The organism is Pseudomonas putida (assembly GCF_004357765.1).
Lineage (GTDB): Bacteria > Pseudomonadota > Gammaproteobacteria > Pseudomonadales > Pseudomonadaceae > Aquipseudomonas > Aquipseudomonas putida_U.
This window is the reverse complement of sequence record NZ_SMTE01000003.1, coordinates 290,870-305,195: the sequence shown is the minus strand read 5'-3', so window position 1 is coordinate 305,195 and position 14,326 is coordinate 290,870. Positions and strand designations below refer to the sequence as shown.

Here is a 14,326-nt window from a genome sequence, read left to right as displayed (position 1 = left end):
CAAAGACAAGTACCTGCCATCTCTAGCAGCAATATCACCCCGGACGCACGACCTCGCCAGTCACAAGATCCCGAATCACACTCGGGTTCTTGCGCCCCCCCAGCGCCCCACCCAGCACCAGATCCAACTCGCCGTGGAAATACTGCTCGACCCGCAACCGGGTCTTCGCCGCCGGGCGCCCGCCTGGATTGCACGACGTGGAAATCAACGGCCCCACCAGCGCGCACAACTCGCGCACCAACGGGTGATCGCTGACCCGCAAGGCCACGGTGTCATGTTGCCCCGTCACCCACTCCGGCAACAGGTCCTGATGCGGTACCAACCAGGTGTTGGGCCCAGGCCAGGTGCTGCCCATGCGGTCGATCCACTCGGTGGGGAAGTCCTCGAAGAGGAAATCGAACTGACGGATGTTGTCGGCGACCAGGATCAAGCCCTTATCCACAGGCCGCGACTTGAGCGCCAGCAGGCGATACACCGCATCCTCGTTCCAAGGATCGCAGCCCAGGCCCCAGACCGCCTCCGTGGGGTAGGCAATCACTGCGCCCGCCCGAACTTCACGCGCGGCTTGCTGCACACGCCAACTGCTGACCATGTAATGTCTCTCCGCCATTTAAGCTATGGGCGCAGTGTACTTAGCCCAAGCGGGCAAACCAACGTCCAGCTTCATTGCTGACCTGGCCATTGAGCTCGAGTTCGGTCAACTGCGCCAGCACCTTGGCCAGCGGCTGCCGGCTGCGCAGGGCCAGGCTCTCACTGCTCTGCGGTTCGGCATGCAATAAGACGAGCAGGGGATGAGCGGGGTTTTCCACAACGGCTGGTGGCACGTTCTGCCAACCTTGCAGGCTGTCGAGTATCTGCCCGACGTCTTCCACCAGCAGCGCACCATCACGGATCAGCTGGTGGCAACCCTTGGCCCCGGGATGATGGATCGAACCGGGCAAGGCGTACACCTCGCGGCCTTGTTCGGCCGCCAAACGCGCGGTAATCAGCGAGCCGCTGGCCAGACTCGCCTCGATCACCAGAACGCCCAGCGACAGGCCACTGATGATGCGATTGCGCCTGGGGAAGTTGCCCGGTTGTGGCCCGGCGTCCAGTGGGTATTCGGAAACCAGCGCTCCGCCGCTGTCGAGCATTGCCCCGGCCAGCTCAAGATGGCGTTGTGGATAAAGTTTTTGCAAGCCGGTGCCGAGCACCCCAATCGTGCTACCTCCGACCTGCAGGGCCGCCCGATGAGCGGCGCCGTCAATGCCCAGAGCAAGGCCGCTGGTGATGGTGAAACCGGCCTGGGCCAGGCGGCGGGAAAATGCCCTGGCGGTGTCCAGCGCGGTCGGTGAAGCACGTCTGCTGCCCACGATAGCCAACTGCGGACGCTCGAGCAGAGCAGGATCGCCAGCGACGAAGAGCAGCGGTGGAGGATCGTCGATCTCTGCCAGCAAAGCGGGGTACCCAGGGCCGTCCCACATCAGTAAATGCTGGCCGGGACGCTCTATCCAGGCCAGCGCGGCCAGGGCGCCATCACGCACGAGGGGGCAGCGTCGGGCATCGATAGCGGCTTGCGGCACGCCCAACGAGCGCCAGGCACTGGCCGGTGCACTGAGCGCCGAAGAGGCACTGCCGAAGGCTTGAAGCAGAGTGCTGAAGCGACGCAATCCCACTTCCGGAAGGCGGTGCAGACGCAACCGCGCCTCCAGCTCGGCGGGCGGGCAAGGCGACGAATGGTAGGTCGACATGAAGCTCATCCTTGATCGAAAAGGGGCCATCGACGTGGCACAAGCTGTGGATAACTTTGTGGGTAACAGTTTGAAAAGCTGTCCATTGATTGGCAGCTATCGCACCTATAGACACCCTAGTCGAGCTTGCCAGGTGCCGAAATCCTCGATTCCCTTTATTATGTGTGTTCAGTTTTCAACCAAACGCACAGTGACTGCCTGACCCTATGGCCATTTTGAACATTCTCGAATTCCCGGACCCGCGCCTGCGCACCATCGCCAAACCGGTGACGGAGTTCGACGACGCCCTGCGCCAGCTGATCGACGACATGTTTGAAACCATGTACGAAGCCCCCGGCATCGGCCTGGCCGCGACCCAGGTCAACGTGCATAAGCAGGTCGTGGTCATGGACCTCAGCGAAGACCGCAGCGAGCCGCGGGTCTTCATCAATCCCACGGTCGAGGAACTGACCCACGACATGGGCCAGTACCAGGAAGGCTGCCTGTCGGTACCGGGCTTCTACGAGAACGTCGACCGTCCGCTGCGGGTCCGGGTCAAGGCTCAGGACCGCGACGGCAAACCGTACGAACTGGAATGCGAGGGCCTGCTGGCGGTCTGCGTACAGCACGAGTTCGATCACCTCAACGGCAAGCTGTTCGTCGACTATCTGTCGCAGCTCAAGCGCGACCGGATCAAGAAGAAGCTGGAAAAGCAGCACCGCCAGCAAGCCTGATCCCACCTTCCAGAAGGCTTGCTCCGGCAAGCCTTTTTCTTTTTTGAAGCGAGAACTCCATGCGCATCGTCTTTGCAGGCACTCCAGAGTTTGCCGCCGAACACCTCAAGGCCCTGCTCGACAGCCCCTACGAGATCGTGGCCGTCTACACCCAACCCGACCGGCCCGCAGGGCGTGGTCAGAAACTCATGCCGAGCCCGGTAAAACAGTTGGCCGTGGCCCATGACATTCCCGTGCTGCAACCGCCGACCCTGCGCAACGCCGAGGCCCAGGCCGAACTCGCCGCGCTCGCCCCAGACCTCATGGTGGTGGTGGCCTACGGCCTGATCTTGCCCCAGGCGGTGTTGGATATCCCGCGCCTGGGCTGTATCAACAGTCACGCCTCGTTGCTGCCTCGCTGGCGCGGCGCGGCGCCGATCCAGCGTGCCGTCGAAGCGGGCGATGCCGAGAGCGGCGTGACCGTGATGCGCATGGAAGCGGGCCTGGACACCGGCCCCATGTTGCTCAAGGTGGTCACCCCGATCAGTGCCGAGGATACCGGCGGCAGCCTGCACGACCGCCTCGCCGAAATGGGCCCGCCCGCCGTACTGCAGGCCATCGCCGGCCTGGCCGACGGTAGTCTGCAGGGTGAAGTCCAGGACGATGCCCTGGCCACCTATGCACACAAGCTGAACAAGGATGAAGCGCGCATCGACTGGAACCGCCCGGCGAGCGAACTGGAGCGCCTGATTCGCGCCTTCAACCCCTGGCCGGTGTGCCACAGCACCCTGGATGGCGAAAGCGTGAAGGTCCTGGCCGCCAAGTTGTCCACAGGCAAGGGCGCGCCGGGCGAGATTCTCGATGCCAGCAAGGACGGCGTGGTGGTCGCCTGCGCCGACCAGGCCCTGAGCCTGACCCGCCTGCAACTGCCTGGAGGCAAGGCGCTCAACTTCAGCGACCTGTTCAACAGCCGCCGCGAGAAATTCGCCGCTGGCAAGGTATTGGGCCAATGAATCCACGTCTCGCCGCTGCCCGCGCGCTGGCCGCCGTCCTCAGTGGCAAGGCGTCGCTGAACAGCTCGCTACCGGCGCAGCTGGACAAGGTCGATGAGCGCGACCGGGGCCTGACCCAGGACCTGGCGTTCGGCACCGCCCGCTGGCAGCCACGCCTCGACCTGCTGGCCGCACAGCTGCTGCAGAAGCCGTTCAAGGCTGCCGACGCCGATGTGCAGGCGTTGCTGCTGGTCGGCCTGTACCAACTGTTCTATACACGCATTCCGGCCCACGCCGCCATTGGCGAGACGGTCGGCTGCGCCGACAAGCTGAAGAAGCCATGGGCCAAGGGGCTGCTCAATGCCGTGCTGCGCCGGGCCCAGCGTGAAGGCGAGGCTTTGCTCGCCGACATGGAGCGCGACCCGGTGGTACGCACCGCTCACCCGCGCTGGCTGCAAAAGTCCCTGAAGGCTTTCTGGCCGGAGCAGTGGGAGGCCATCTGTGCCGCCAACAATGCCCACCCGCCGATGATCCTGCGCGTCAACCGCCGCCACCACACGCGTGACGCCTATCTGGCCTTGCTGGCCAAGGCGGGGATCGATGCCAGCGCCTGCCAATACGGCAGCGACGCCATCGTCCTGAGCCAAGCCTGCGACGTACGTGGCCTGCCCGGCTTCGCCGAGGGATGGGTGAGCGTACAGGACGAAGCCGCACAACTGGCCGCCGACCTGCTCGAACTGGCCCCCGGCCAGCGTGTGCTCGACGCCTGCTGCGCCCCGGGTGGCAAAACTTGCCACCTGCTCGAAGCTGAAGCCGGCCTGGCCCACGTGGTGGCCATCGACCTCGAAGCCAAGCGCCTGGCCCGCGTACGCGAGAACCTCGACCGTCTCCAGCTCGACGCCGAGCTGATCGCCTGCGATGCCCGAGATACCGCCAGTTGGTGGGATGGCAAGCCATTCCAGCGCATCCTGCTCGATGCCCCCTGTTCGGCCACCGGGGTGATCCGCCGCCACCCGGACATCAAGCTGACCCGCCAGGCCGATGACATTCCGGCACTGGCGGCGCTGCAAGGCCAGCTGCTCGACGCCTTGTGGCCGACCCTGGAAGTGGGGGGCATGTTGCTGTACGCCACCTGCTCCAGCCTGCCGACGGAAAACACCGAAGTCATCGACGCGTTCCTTGCCCGCACTCCAGGCGCCCGCGAGCTGGACCTGGCCACCGAGGCCGGCCTGCGCCAGCCCCATGGCCGCCAGTTGCTGGCCCAGGAAGGCGGCCACGATGGCTTCTACTATGCCAAGCTGATCAAGATCGCCGCGTCACGCGGGTAAGAACCAAGGTTAGGGAGTAGCGGATGAAGATCATCATCCTCGGCGCAGGACAAGTCGGCGGAACATTGGCCGAGCACCTGGCGAGCGAAGCCAACGACATCACCGTGGTCGACACCGACGGCGACCGCCTGCGCGACCTCGGCGACCGCCTCGACATCCGCACCGTGCAGGGGCGTGGCTCTCTGCCCACGGTGCTGCGCCAGGCCGGTGCCGACGATGCCGACATGCTGGTGGCGGTGACCAACAGCGACGAGACCAACATGGTGGCCTGCCAGGTCGCCTACTCGCTGTTCCACACACCGACCAAGATCGCCCGGGTGCGCGAATCTTCCTATCTGAGCCGTGAGGAGCTGTTCGACAACGACCACATTCCGGTCGACGTGCTGATCAGCCCGGAACAGGTGGTGACCAACTACATCAAGCGCCTGATCGAACACCCAGGCTCGCTGCAGGTGATCGACTTCGCCGAAGGCAAGGCCCAGCTGGTGGCGGTCAAGGCCTACTACGGCGGCCCGCTGGTGGGCCAGCAGCTGCGCCAGATCCGCGCCCACATGCCCAACGTCGACACCCGTGTGGCGGCGATCTTCCGCCGCGACCGGCCGATCACCCCACGCGGCGACACCTTGATCGAAGCCGACGATGAAGTGTTCTTCATTGCCGCGCGCAAGGACATCCGCGCGGTGATGGGCGAGCTGCGGCGTCTGGACGAAACCAACAAGCGCGTGGTCATCGCCGGCGGCGGCCAGATCGGCGAACGCCTGGCCGAGGCTATCGAAAGCCGCTACCAGGTGAAGATCATCGAGATGAGCCCGGCGCGTTGCCGCTACCTCTCCGACACCCTGGAAAGCACCGTGGTGCTGCAGGGCAGCGCCTCGGACAAGGACCTGATGCTCGAAGAGAACATCGCCGACGCCGATATCTTCCTGGCCCTGACCAACGATGACGAGGCCAACATCATGTCCTCGCTGTTGGCCAAGCGCCTGGGCGCACGCAAAGTGATGACCATCATCAACAACCCGGCCTATGTCGACCTGGTGCAAGGCGGCGAGATCGACATCGCCATCAGCCCGCAGCTGGCCACCATCGGCACCTTGCTGGCCCACGTGCGCCGTGGCGACATCGTCAGCGTGCACTCGCTGCGCCGCGGTGCCGCCGAGGCGATCGAAGCGGTGGCCCATGGCGACGCCAAGTCGAGCAAGGTGGTGGGCAAGGCCATCGAAGACATCTCGTTGCCGCCGGGCACCACCATCGGCGCGATCATCCGCGACGAAGAGGTGCTGATCGCCCACGATGACACGGTGATCGAGTCGGGCGACCATGTGATCTTGTTCGTTGTGGATAAAAAGCATATCCGCGACGTGGAAAAGTTGTTCCACGTGGGGCTGAGTTTCTTCTAAAGGAGAGCAGGGCATGCGTGAATCGCTGGAGAAGATGCTCGCCAAGGGTGTGGATAACCCGCTGTTGCGCTTTGGCCTGGGCAAGGCCTGGCTGGACGAGGGCAACGGCGCCGAGGCGGCGCTGCACCTGGCCCGCTGCGTGGAGCAGGACCCCAAGTATTCCGCGGCATGGAAACTGCTGGGCAAGGCCTATCAGTTGCAGGGCGACCTGACGGCGGCGCGCAAGGCTTGGGAAGACGGGATCGTCGCGGCCCAGGCCCATGGCGACAAGCAGGCCGAAAAAGAGATGGCGGTGTTCCTGAAGAAGCTCGATAAAGCCTGAGATGGCTGGGGCTACTTCGTAGCCCATTCGCGGGACAAACCCGCTCCCACAAAGGTCCTGCATACACCGATCGATGTGGGAGCGGCCTTGTGTCGCGAAAGGGGCGCCAAGCGCCCCCAGGATCTCAATACCAGCGCGGCTCGCCAGCCGGGCGCTTCTTGAAGCGCTTCATGCTCCACATGTACTGGCTCGGATACTCGCGCACATAACGCTCGACCACCTTGCTCATGGCCGCCGCCGATTCGGTGACATCTGTGCTGTACATCGCTTCCGGGGCTGCCTCCAGGAATACCTTGAAGCCCGACCCGTCGGGCAGGCGCAGGGCATGCAGGAACACCCCGACGGCCTTGCCACCGGCCAGCATGTTCGGCACGAACTTGCTGGTCAGCGCCTGGGTGCCGAGGAACGGCACGAACACCCCCGCCGATTCGGCAGGCTCCGGGTCGGCAGGAATGCCCACCTGACCGCCACGGCGCACTTCCTTGATCACGCTGAGAATGCCTTCCTTGGTCGAAGGCGCGACGCGGTTGCCCATTTGCACACGCTGCTCGCGCAGCAGGTCATCGACCGCCTTGAGCTTGGGCGGGCGGTAGAAGATGATCGGCTTGCACTGGCTGCAATAGAAGTGGTTGAGCACTTCCCAGTTGCCCAGGTGGCTGGTGATACCGACCACGCCCTTGCCCGAGGCCAGGGCCTGCTCCAGCACTTCCAGGCCATGCACTTCCTTGACCAGCTCCAGCGATCGCTGCGGTGGCCAGATCCAGGCGCAGGCGCTCTCGGTGAACGACTTGCCGATGTCCTTCAATGCACGGCCCACCAACTGCTCACGTTCGACCGGATCCATCTCCGGGAAGCACTTGGCCAGGTTGATGCGAACCACGTTGCGCGAACCGTTGGGGATTTTCCACATCAGCCAGCCGATGCCGGCACCCACGCGCTGCACCGCGCCCCAGGGCAGCTTGGCAAACAGACGCAGCACCCCGACCATCAGGGCGCCTTTGAACTTTTCCACAGGCGGATTCCTTATTTCAGCAAGGCGCGCATTGTACCCTTTCAGCGCGCCAGCGCGGCGTAGCGATCACAGTCGATGGTATGGTCCATGACCATGCCGGTGGCCTGCATGAAGGCGTAGCAGATGGTCGGGCCGACGAAGGTGAAGCCGGCCTTGCGCAACGCCTTGCTCATGGCCTTGGCTTCATCGGTGACTGCCGGCACTTGGTCGCGACTCTTGAAATGGTTGATCCTGGGCACGCCGCCGACGAACGACCAGAGCCACTCGGCGGGGTTATCCACAGCCAGCCAAGCCCGGGCGTTACGCCGTACGGCGTTAAGTTTGAGGCGGTTGCGGATGATCCCGGCGTCGAGCATCAACTCAGCGATCCGTTCGTCGCTCAACTGCGCCAGGGCCACCGGATCGAAGCCGTGCAGCACCTCGCGATAGCGCTCGCGTTTACGCAGCACGGTGATCCAGGAAAGGCCAGCCTGGAACCCTTCGAGCAAAAGCATCTCGAACAGCAACGCCGGGTCACGCTGCGGCGTTCCCCACTCCTGGTCGTGGTAGGCCTGGTACAACGGATCGTCGGTACACCAAAAGCAGCGTGGCATAAGGCTCCAATGAGTAGAGGGCGAAGCGAATCAGGTTATACTCCCGCTCTTTACATCCGCATCCCCAGATACAGGTGAATTTCGTGAGCCAGCCTACGCCAGCCGTGCGTACCTTCCAAGACCTGATCCTCGCCCTGCAGAACTACTGGGCCGAGCAAGGTTGTGTGGTGCTTCAGCCCTACGATATGGAAGTAGGCGCCGGCACTTTCCACACCGCTACATTCCTGCGCGCCGTCGGCCCGGAAACCTGGAACGCCGCCTATGTGCAGCCTAGCCGCCGCCCTGGCGACGGCCGGTATGGCGAGAACCCCAACCGCCTGCAGCACTACTATCAGTTCCAGGTGGTGCTCAAGCCGAACCCGGCCAACTTCCAGGAGCTGTACCTCGGCTCGCTGAAAGCGATTGGCCTGGATCCGCTGGTCCACGACATTCGCTTCGTCGAAGACAATTGGGAGTCGCCGACCCTGGGCGCCTGGGGCCTGGGCTGGGAAATCTGGCTCAACGGCATGGAAGTCACCCAGTTCACCTACTTCCAGCAGGTCGGTGGCATCGAGTGCTACCCGGTCACCGGTGAAATCACCTACGGCCTCGAGCGCCTGGCCATGTACATCCAGGGCGTCGACTCGGTCTACGACCTGGTCTGGGCCGACGGACCGTTCGGCAAGGTCACCTACGGCGACGTGTTCCACCAGAACGAAGTGGAGCAGTCGACCTACAACTTCGAGCACGCCAACGTCGAGAAGCTGTTCGAGCTGTTCGACTTCTACGAAAGCGAAGCCAACCGCCTGATCAAGCTGGAGCTGCCGCTGCCGACCTATGAAATGGTCCTGAAGGCGTCGCACACCTTCAACCTGCTCGATGCGCGCCGCGCCATCTCGGTGACCGAGCGCCAGCGTTACATCCTGCGCGTGCGTACCCTGGCCCGGGACGTGGCGCAAAGCTATCTGCAAGCCCGTGCACGCCTGGGCTTCCCGATGGCCACCCCTGAACTGCGTGACGAAGTGTTGGCGAAGCTGGAGGCTGCACAATGAGTGCTCAAGATTTCCTGGTAGAACTGGGCACCGAAGAGCTGCCACCCAAAGCCCTGGCGAGCCTGGGCGATGCCTTCCTGGCCGGCATCGAGAAAGGTCTGCAGGCCGCCGGCCTGAACTACACCGGCAAGCAGGTATATGCCGCGCCACGCCGCCTGGCGGTGCTGATCCGTCAGCTCGACGTGCAACAGCCCGACCGTAGCATCAACATCGACGGCCCGCCCATGCAGGCGGCCTTCAAGGACGGCGAGCCGACCCAGGCTGCCCTGGGCTTCGCCAAGAAGTGCGGCGTGGAGCTGTCGGAAATCGACCAGAGCGGCGCCAAGCTGCGCTTCTCCCAGCACATCCCGGGCAAAGCCACCGTCAGCCTGCTGCCCACCATCGTCGAGGACTCGCTGAACGACCTGCCGATCCCCAAGCGCATGCGCTGGGCTGCCAGCCGTGAAGAGTTCGTGCGTCCGACCCAGTGGCTGGTGATGCTGCTCGGCGACCAGATCGTCGACTGCACCATCCTCTCGCAGAAGGCCGGTCGCCAATCCCGTGGCCACCGCTTCCACCATCCGGAAAACGTGGTCATCTCCGCGCCGGCCAACTACGTCGAAGACTTGCGCAAAGCCTACGTGCTGGCCGATTTCGCCGAGCGTCGCGAGCTGATCGCCAAGCGTACCGCCGAACTGGCCCTGCAGCAGGAAGGCAGCGCCATCGTGCCGCCGTCGCTGCTCGACGAAGTGACCGCCTTGGTGGAATGGCCGGTGCCGCTGGTGTGCTCGTTCGAGGAGCGTTTCCTCGAAGTGCCGCAGGAAGCCCTGATCACCACCATGCAGGACAACCAGAAGTACTTCTGCCTGCTCGACAGCGAAGGCAAGCTGCTGCCGCGCTTCATCACCGTGGCCAACGTCGAGAGCCGTGATCCCAAGCAGATCGTGCAGGGTAACGAGAAGGTCGTGCGCCCACGCCTGACCGACGCCGAGTTCTTCTTCAAGCAGGACAAGAAGCAGCCGCTGGAAACCTTCAACGAACGTCTCAAGAACGTGGTGTTCCAGGCTCAGCTTGGCACTGTGTACGACAAAGCCGAGCGTGTTTCCAAACTGGCCGCGTTCATCGCTCCGCTGATCGGTGGCAACGCTCAGCGCGCAGGCCGCGCCGGTCTGCTGTCGAAGTGCGACCTGGCCACCGAAATGGTCGGCGAATTCCCGGAAATGCAGGGCGTTGCCGGTTACTACTACGCGATCAACGACGGTGAACCGGAAGACGTCGCCCTGGCTCTGAACGAGCAGTACATGCCGCGCGGTGCCGGTGCCGAACTCCCGCAGACCCTGACCGGTGCCGCCGTGGCCATCGCCGACAAGCTCGACACCCTGGTCGGCATCTTCGGTATCGGCATGCTGCCGACCGGCAGCAAAGACCCCTATGCCCTGCGCCGCGCGGCCCTGGGCGTACTGCGTATCCTCATCGAGAAGCAGCTGGACCTGGACCTGACCACCGCGGTCGAGTTCGCGGTCAAGCAGTTCGGTGCCAAGGTCAAGGCCGCCGGCCTGTCCGACCAGGTGCTGGAATTCATCTTCGACCGCCTGCGTGCGCGTTACGAAGACGAAGGCATCGATGTCGCCACCTACCTGTCGGTGCGAGCCCTGAAGCCGGGTTCGGCCCTGGACTTCGACCAGCGCGTGCAGGCCGTGCAGGCTTTCCGCAAGCTGCCGGAAGCCGAAGCCCTGGCAGCGGTGAACAAGCGCGTGTCGAACTTGCTGAGCAAGGCCGAAGGCGCCATCGCCGACCAGGTCGAGCCGAAGTACTTCGACAACGCCAACGAGTTCTCCTTGTACTCGGCCATCCAGCAGGCCGACCAAGCCGTGCAGCCGATGGCCGCAGCGCGCCAGTACAGCGAATCGCTGGCTCGCCTGGCAGCCCTGCGTGACCCGGTCGATGCCTTCTTCGAAGCGGTGATGGTCAACGCCGAAGACGCCAAGGTCCGCGCCAACCGTTATGCCCTGCTCAGCCGCCTGCGCGGCCTGTTCCTGGGCGTGGCCGATATTTCGCTGCTGGGGTAAGTCTTGAAACTGCTGATTCTCGACCGTGACGGAGTGATCAACTATGACTCCGACGCCTACATCAAGACGCTGGAAGAGTGGATCCCGATCCCTGGCTCGGTCGAGGCTATCGCGCAGTTGAGCAAGGCCGGCTGGACGGTGGCGGTGGCCACCAACCAGTCCGGCATTGCCCGTGGCTACTACCCGCTGGAAACCCTCGAGGCCATGCACACGCGTCTGCGCGCGCTGGTGGCCGAGCAGGGTGGCGAGGTGGGCTACATCGTGTATTGCCCGCACGGCCCAGACGACGGTTGCGAGTGCCGCAAGCCCAAGCCTGGCATGTTGCTGGCGATTGCCGAGCACTACCAGACCGAGCTGCGCGACGTATGGTTCGTCGGCGACAGCAAAGGTGACCTGGAGGCAGCCCTGTCTGTGGGTGCACAGCCGGTGTTGGTCAAAACCGGCAAAGGCGAAAGGACCCTGGAAAAAGGCGTTCCCGACTCTACACTGATTTTCGACGATCTGGCGGCTATCGCCAGAGAACTAATTTAAATAGTGCGCCGATTGGCGCGCTTTCCATCAGGCGGGCGAGCCCGCAACGGTACATGCCACTATGTCGATCCTGCAGGCGATCAGAATCTTTCTTTTTTACCTGCTACTGGGCACCAGTTCATTGCTGTGGTGCTCTCTGAGCTTCTTTATCGCGCCGTTTCTGTCATTCCCCAAGCGCTATCGCTTCATCAACGTCTACTGGTGCCGCTTCGCCGTGTTGCTGGCGCGCGTCGTATTGGGCATCGACTACAAGATCACAGGTGCTGAAAACGTGCCGAGCACGCCGTGCGTGATTCTGTCCAATCACCAGAGCACCTGGGAAACCTTTTTCCTGTCGGCCTACTTCTCGCCCCTGAGCCAGGTGCTCAAGCGCGAACTGCTCTACGTCCCCTTCTTCGGCTGGGCCATGGCCATGTTGCGCCCCATCGCCATTGACCGCGATAACCCCAAGGAGGCCTTGCGCCAAGTCGCCAGCAAAGGCGACGAGTTACTCAAGCAAAGTGTCTGGGTATTGATCTTCCCGGAGGGTACCCGTGTACCGTTCGGCACCGTAGGCAAGTTCTCCCGCGGCGGCACCGCCCTGGCGGTGAATGCCGGGCTGCCAGTGCTGCCGATTGCCCACAACGCCGGTAAGTTCTGGCCCAAGGCAGGATGGGGCAAACGCTCGGGTACCATCGAGGTGGTGATTGGCGAGCCGATGTACGCCAACGGCACCGGGCCACGCGCCATCGCCGAGCTCAACGATCGCGCCGCAGCCTGGAACGAGGCTACCCAACGGGCCATGGGTTCGCTGCCGCCGGTGAACGAGAAACCGGAAGAGCAGATTGCCTGACGATCTGTGGATAACTTGTGTGCAATTTTTGGATGGAATACTTGGATTTAACTCTAACTCTTTGATTTAGCTATTTATTTCCCTGTATGAATTTTTTCCGAGAATCGTGCATAAGTTTTTTCGGGGCATAAGAAAACCGGCTTTTACAGCCGGTTTTTTTATAGGGTCTCGCCGCCGATAGGGCCGCTCCTCAGACCTTGTCGATATCCACATCCTTGGTTTCTTTAAGGCAGAAGATCCCCACCACCAGACTGATGCCGGTGACCAGCACTGGATACCACAGCCCGTAGAAGATATCGCCGGTATACACCACCAGGGCGAACGATACGGTAGGCAGGAAACCACCGAACCAGCCATTGCCGATATGGTAAGGCAGGGACATGGAGGTGTAGCGGATACGGGTCGGGAACAACTCGACCATCACCGCCGCCAGCGGCCCATAGGTCATGGTCGCGATCAGGATCATCGCCACGATCAGCACCACCACCATCAACTCGTTGACCTGCGCCGGATCTGCCTTGGCCGGGTATCCAGCCTGCTCGATGGCTGCCCGCATGGCCGCCTCGTCGAAACCGTTGATGCTGGTCTCGCCTATCTTCACCACCACCTCACTACCGGCCGCGCTCACCGAGCTGTACGGCAAGCCTTGCTTCACCAGGAAGGTCTTGACCTTGTCGCACGGGCTGTCGAAGCGCGCCTTGCCGACCGGATCGAACTGGAAGGTGCAACCTTGCGGGTCGGCGCTGACCACGATAGGAGCCTGGCGGCTGGCCGCGTCGATCTGCGGGTTGGCGTAATGGCTCAGGGCCTTGAACATCGGGAAATAGCACACGGTGGCCAGCAACAATCCAATCATCAGGATCGGCTTGCGACCGATCCGGTCGGACAACCAGCCAAAGAACACGAAGAACGGCGCACCGATCACCACACTGATGATCAACAGGGTATTGGCCTGCGCCGCATCCATCTTGAGCATCTGGGTGAGGAAGAACAGCACGTAGAACTGCGCCGTATAGAAGGTCACGGCTTGGCCTGCGTTGATGCTGAACAGGGCGGTGAGCACCACCTTCAGGTTCGGCCACGAGGTGAACGACTCACGAATCGGCGATTTGCTCACCTTGCCCTGGGCCTTCATTTTCACGAACGCCGGCGATTCGTGCATGCTCATACGGATCCAGGTGGAGATGCCCAGCAGGATGATCGACAGCAGGAAGGGCAGGCGCCAGCCCCAGGTTTCGAACTGGTCGCCAGTGATGTAGCGGCTGGCCAGTACCACCACCAGCGATAGCAGCAGTCCCAAGGTGGCGGTGGACTGGATGAATCCGGTGTGGAAGCCGCGCTTGCCAGGTGGAGCATGCTCGGCCACGTAGGTCGCCGCACCGCCGTACTCGCCGCCCAGGGCCAGGCCCTGAAGCATGCGCAACGCCACGAGGATGATCGGCGCAGCGATGCCGATACTGGCGTAGGTCGGCAGCAGACCGACCGCGAATGTCGACAACCCCATCAGCACGATGGTGATCAGGAAGGTGTACTTACGCCCGATCATGTCACCGAGGCGACCGAATACCAGTGCCCCGAATGGCCTGACCAGGAAGCCAGCGGCAAAGGCCATCAGGGCGAAGATGAAGGCGGTGGTGTCGTTCACACCAGCGAAAAACTGCTTGCTGATGACCGCTGCCAGCGCGCCATAGAGAAAAAAGTCATACCACTCGAAAACCGTCCCGAGGGATGACGCGAAAATGATCTTGCGCTCTTCGCGACGGCTGGAGCTGCTGGCCGTCGCACCCTGCTCTTGGATGTAATCCGACATCGTTGCTG

14 protein-coding genes are annotated in these 14,326 nt (G+C 63.0%); 9 read left to right on the top strand and 5 right to left on the bottom strand.

The window, feature by feature from the left end; translation table 11 throughout:
• Positions 1-34 precede the first annotated feature (34 nt).
• Positions 35-592: an L-threonylcarbamoyladenylate synthase gene (locus E2H86_RS06030; RefSeq protein WP_133325709.1), complete on the bottom strand. Its 558-nt coding sequence runs from the start codon at positions 590-592 to the stop codon at positions 35-37.
• A gap of 40 nt (positions 593-632) precedes the next feature.
• Positions 633-1,730 carry a DNA-processing protein DprA gene (gene dprA / locus E2H86_RS06025; RefSeq protein WP_133325707.1) on the bottom strand — a complete coding sequence of 366 codons (1,098 nt, stop codon included), beginning with the start codon at positions 1,728-1,730 and terminating at the stop codon, positions 633-635.
• Positions 1,731-1,936: 206 nt separating this feature from the next.
• Between dprA and def the strand changes: the two genes are divergently transcribed.
• From def to E2H86_RS06000, 5 genes are read left to right on the top strand one after another with little or no spacing between them, the layout of a single operon-like run.
• Entirely contained in the window at positions 1,937-2,443 is a 507-nt protein-coding gene (gene def / locus E2H86_RS06020) for a peptide deformylase (protein WP_051097836.1), read from the top strand.
• A gap of 59 nt (positions 2,444-2,502) precedes the next feature.
• Positions 2,503-3,435 (top strand): methionyl-tRNA formyltransferase, encoded by a 933-nt coding sequence (gene fmt / locus E2H86_RS06015; protein ID WP_133325705.1) that lies wholly within the window; start codon positions 2,503-2,505, stop codon positions 3,433-3,435.
• Positions 3,432-4,742: a 16S rRNA (cytosine(967)-C(5))-methyltransferase RsmB gene (gene rsmB / locus E2H86_RS06010; RefSeq protein ID WP_133325703.1), complete on the top strand. Its 1,311-nt coding sequence runs from the start codon at positions 3,432-3,434 to the stop codon at positions 4,740-4,742. The genes fmt and rsmB overlap by 4 nt, the downstream gene beginning before the upstream one ends.
• Positions 4,743-4,765: 23 nt before the next feature.
• Complete coding sequence (gene trkA / locus E2H86_RS06005) at positions 4,766-6,139, top strand: Trk system potassium transporter TrkA (RefSeq protein WP_133325701.1); 1,374 nt, start codon at positions 4,766-4,768, stop codon at positions 6,137-6,139.
• Positions 6,140-6,152: 13 nt separating this feature from the next.
• On the top strand, positions 6,153-6,461 hold the full coding sequence (locus E2H86_RS06000; RefSeq protein WP_133325699.1) for a tetratricopeptide repeat protein: 309 nt from the start codon (positions 6,153-6,155) through the stop codon (positions 6,459-6,461).
• 124 nt (positions 6,462-6,585) lie between these two features.
• On the opposite strand, the gene E2H86_RS05995 is transcribed toward E2H86_RS06000, so the two are convergent.
• Complete coding sequence (locus E2H86_RS05995; RefSeq protein WP_133325697.1) at positions 6,586-7,473, bottom strand: lysophospholipid acyltransferase; 888 nt, start codon at positions 7,471-7,473, stop codon at positions 6,586-6,588.
• A 41-nt stretch (positions 7,474-7,514) separates the two neighbouring features.
• Positions 7,515-8,066, bottom strand: a complete 552-nt coding sequence (locus E2H86_RS05990) for a DNA-3-methyladenine glycosylase I (RefSeq protein WP_133325695.1) — start codon at positions 8,064-8,066, stop codon at positions 7,515-7,517.
• Positions 8,067-8,149: 83 nt separating this feature from the next.
• Between E2H86_RS05990 and glyQ the strand changes: the two genes are divergently transcribed.
• The 4 genes from glyQ (at position 8,150) to E2H86_RS05970 (ending at position 12,508) form a co-directional block, all read left to right on the top strand.
• Positions 8,150-9,097 carry a glycine--tRNA ligase subunit alpha gene (gene glyQ, locus E2H86_RS05985; protein ID WP_133325693.1) on the top strand — a complete coding sequence of 316 codons (948 nt, stop codon included), beginning with the start codon at positions 8,150-8,152 and terminating at the stop codon, positions 9,095-9,097.
• A complete protein-coding gene (gene glyS, locus E2H86_RS05980) occupies positions 9,094-11,145 on the top strand; it encodes a glycine--tRNA ligase subunit beta (protein WP_133325691.1) in 2,052 nt (683 codons plus the stop codon). Before glyQ ends, glyS begins: the two co-directional genes overlap by 4 nt.
• Before the next feature lie 3 nt (positions 11,146-11,148).
• Positions 11,149-11,676, top strand: coding sequence for a D-glycero-beta-D-manno-heptose 1,7-bisphosphate 7-phosphatase (gmhB, locus tag E2H86_RS05975; protein ID WP_133325689.1), 528 nt, complete (start codon positions 11,149-11,151; stop codon positions 11,674-11,676).
• A gap of 61 nt (positions 11,677-11,737) precedes the next feature.
• Complete coding sequence (locus tag E2H86_RS05970; RefSeq protein ID WP_133325687.1) at positions 11,738-12,508, top strand: lysophospholipid acyltransferase family protein; 771 nt, start codon at positions 11,738-11,740, stop codon at positions 12,506-12,508.
• A gap of 190 nt (positions 12,509-12,698) precedes the next feature.
• On the opposite strand, the gene E2H86_RS05965 is transcribed toward E2H86_RS05970, so the two are convergent.
• The gene (locus E2H86_RS05965; protein ID WP_133325685.1) at positions 12,699-14,318 is read right to left on the bottom strand and encodes an MFS transporter; all 1,620 of its coding nucleotides are present in this window, start codon (positions 14,316-14,318) and stop codon (positions 12,699-12,701) included.
• Positions 14,319-14,326: the final 8 nt, after the last annotated feature.

What these genes read in the sequence shown, in the direction of transcription:
- E2H86_RS06030 (WP_133325709.1), bottom strand. Translation starts at nt 592, where the DNA reads ATGGTCAGCAGTTGGCGTGTGCAGCAAGCCGCGCGTGAAGTTCGGGCG.
- dprA (WP_133325707.1), bottom strand. Translation starts at nt 1,730, where the DNA reads ATGTCGACCTACCATTCGTCGCCTTGCCCGCCCGCCGAGCTGGAGGCG.
- def (WP_051097836.1), top strand. Translation starts at nt 1,937, where the DNA reads ATGGCCATTTTGAACATTCTCGAATTCCCGGACCCGCGCCTGCGCACC.
- fmt (WP_133325705.1), top strand. Translation starts at nt 2,503, where the DNA reads ATGCGCATCGTCTTTGCAGGCACTCCAGAGTTTGCCGCCGAACACCTC.
- rsmB (WP_133325703.1), top strand. Translation starts at nt 3,432, where the DNA reads ATGAATCCACGTCTCGCCGCTGCCCGCGCGCTGGCCGCCGTCCTCAGT.
- trkA (WP_133325701.1), top strand. Translation starts at nt 4,766, where the DNA reads ATGAAGATCATCATCCTCGGCGCAGGACAAGTCGGCGGAACATTGGCC.
- E2H86_RS06000 (WP_133325699.1), top strand. Translation starts at nt 6,153, where the DNA reads ATGCGTGAATCGCTGGAGAAGATGCTCGCCAAGGGTGTGGATAACCCG.
- E2H86_RS05990 (WP_133325695.1), bottom strand. Translation starts at nt 8,066, where the DNA reads ATGCCACGCTGCTTTTGGTGTACCGACGATCCGTTGTACCAGGCCTAC.
- glyS (WP_133325691.1), top strand. Translation starts at nt 9,094, where the DNA reads ATGAGTGCTCAAGATTTCCTGGTAGAACTGGGCACCGAAGAGCTGCCA.
- E2H86_RS05970 (WP_133325687.1), top strand. Translation starts at nt 11,738, where the DNA reads ATGTCGATCCTGCAGGCGATCAGAATCTTTCTTTTTTACCTGCTACTG.
- E2H86_RS05965 (WP_133325685.1), bottom strand. Translation starts at nt 14,318, where the DNA reads ATGTCGGATTACATCCAAGAGCAGGGTGCGACGGCCAGCAGCTCCAGC.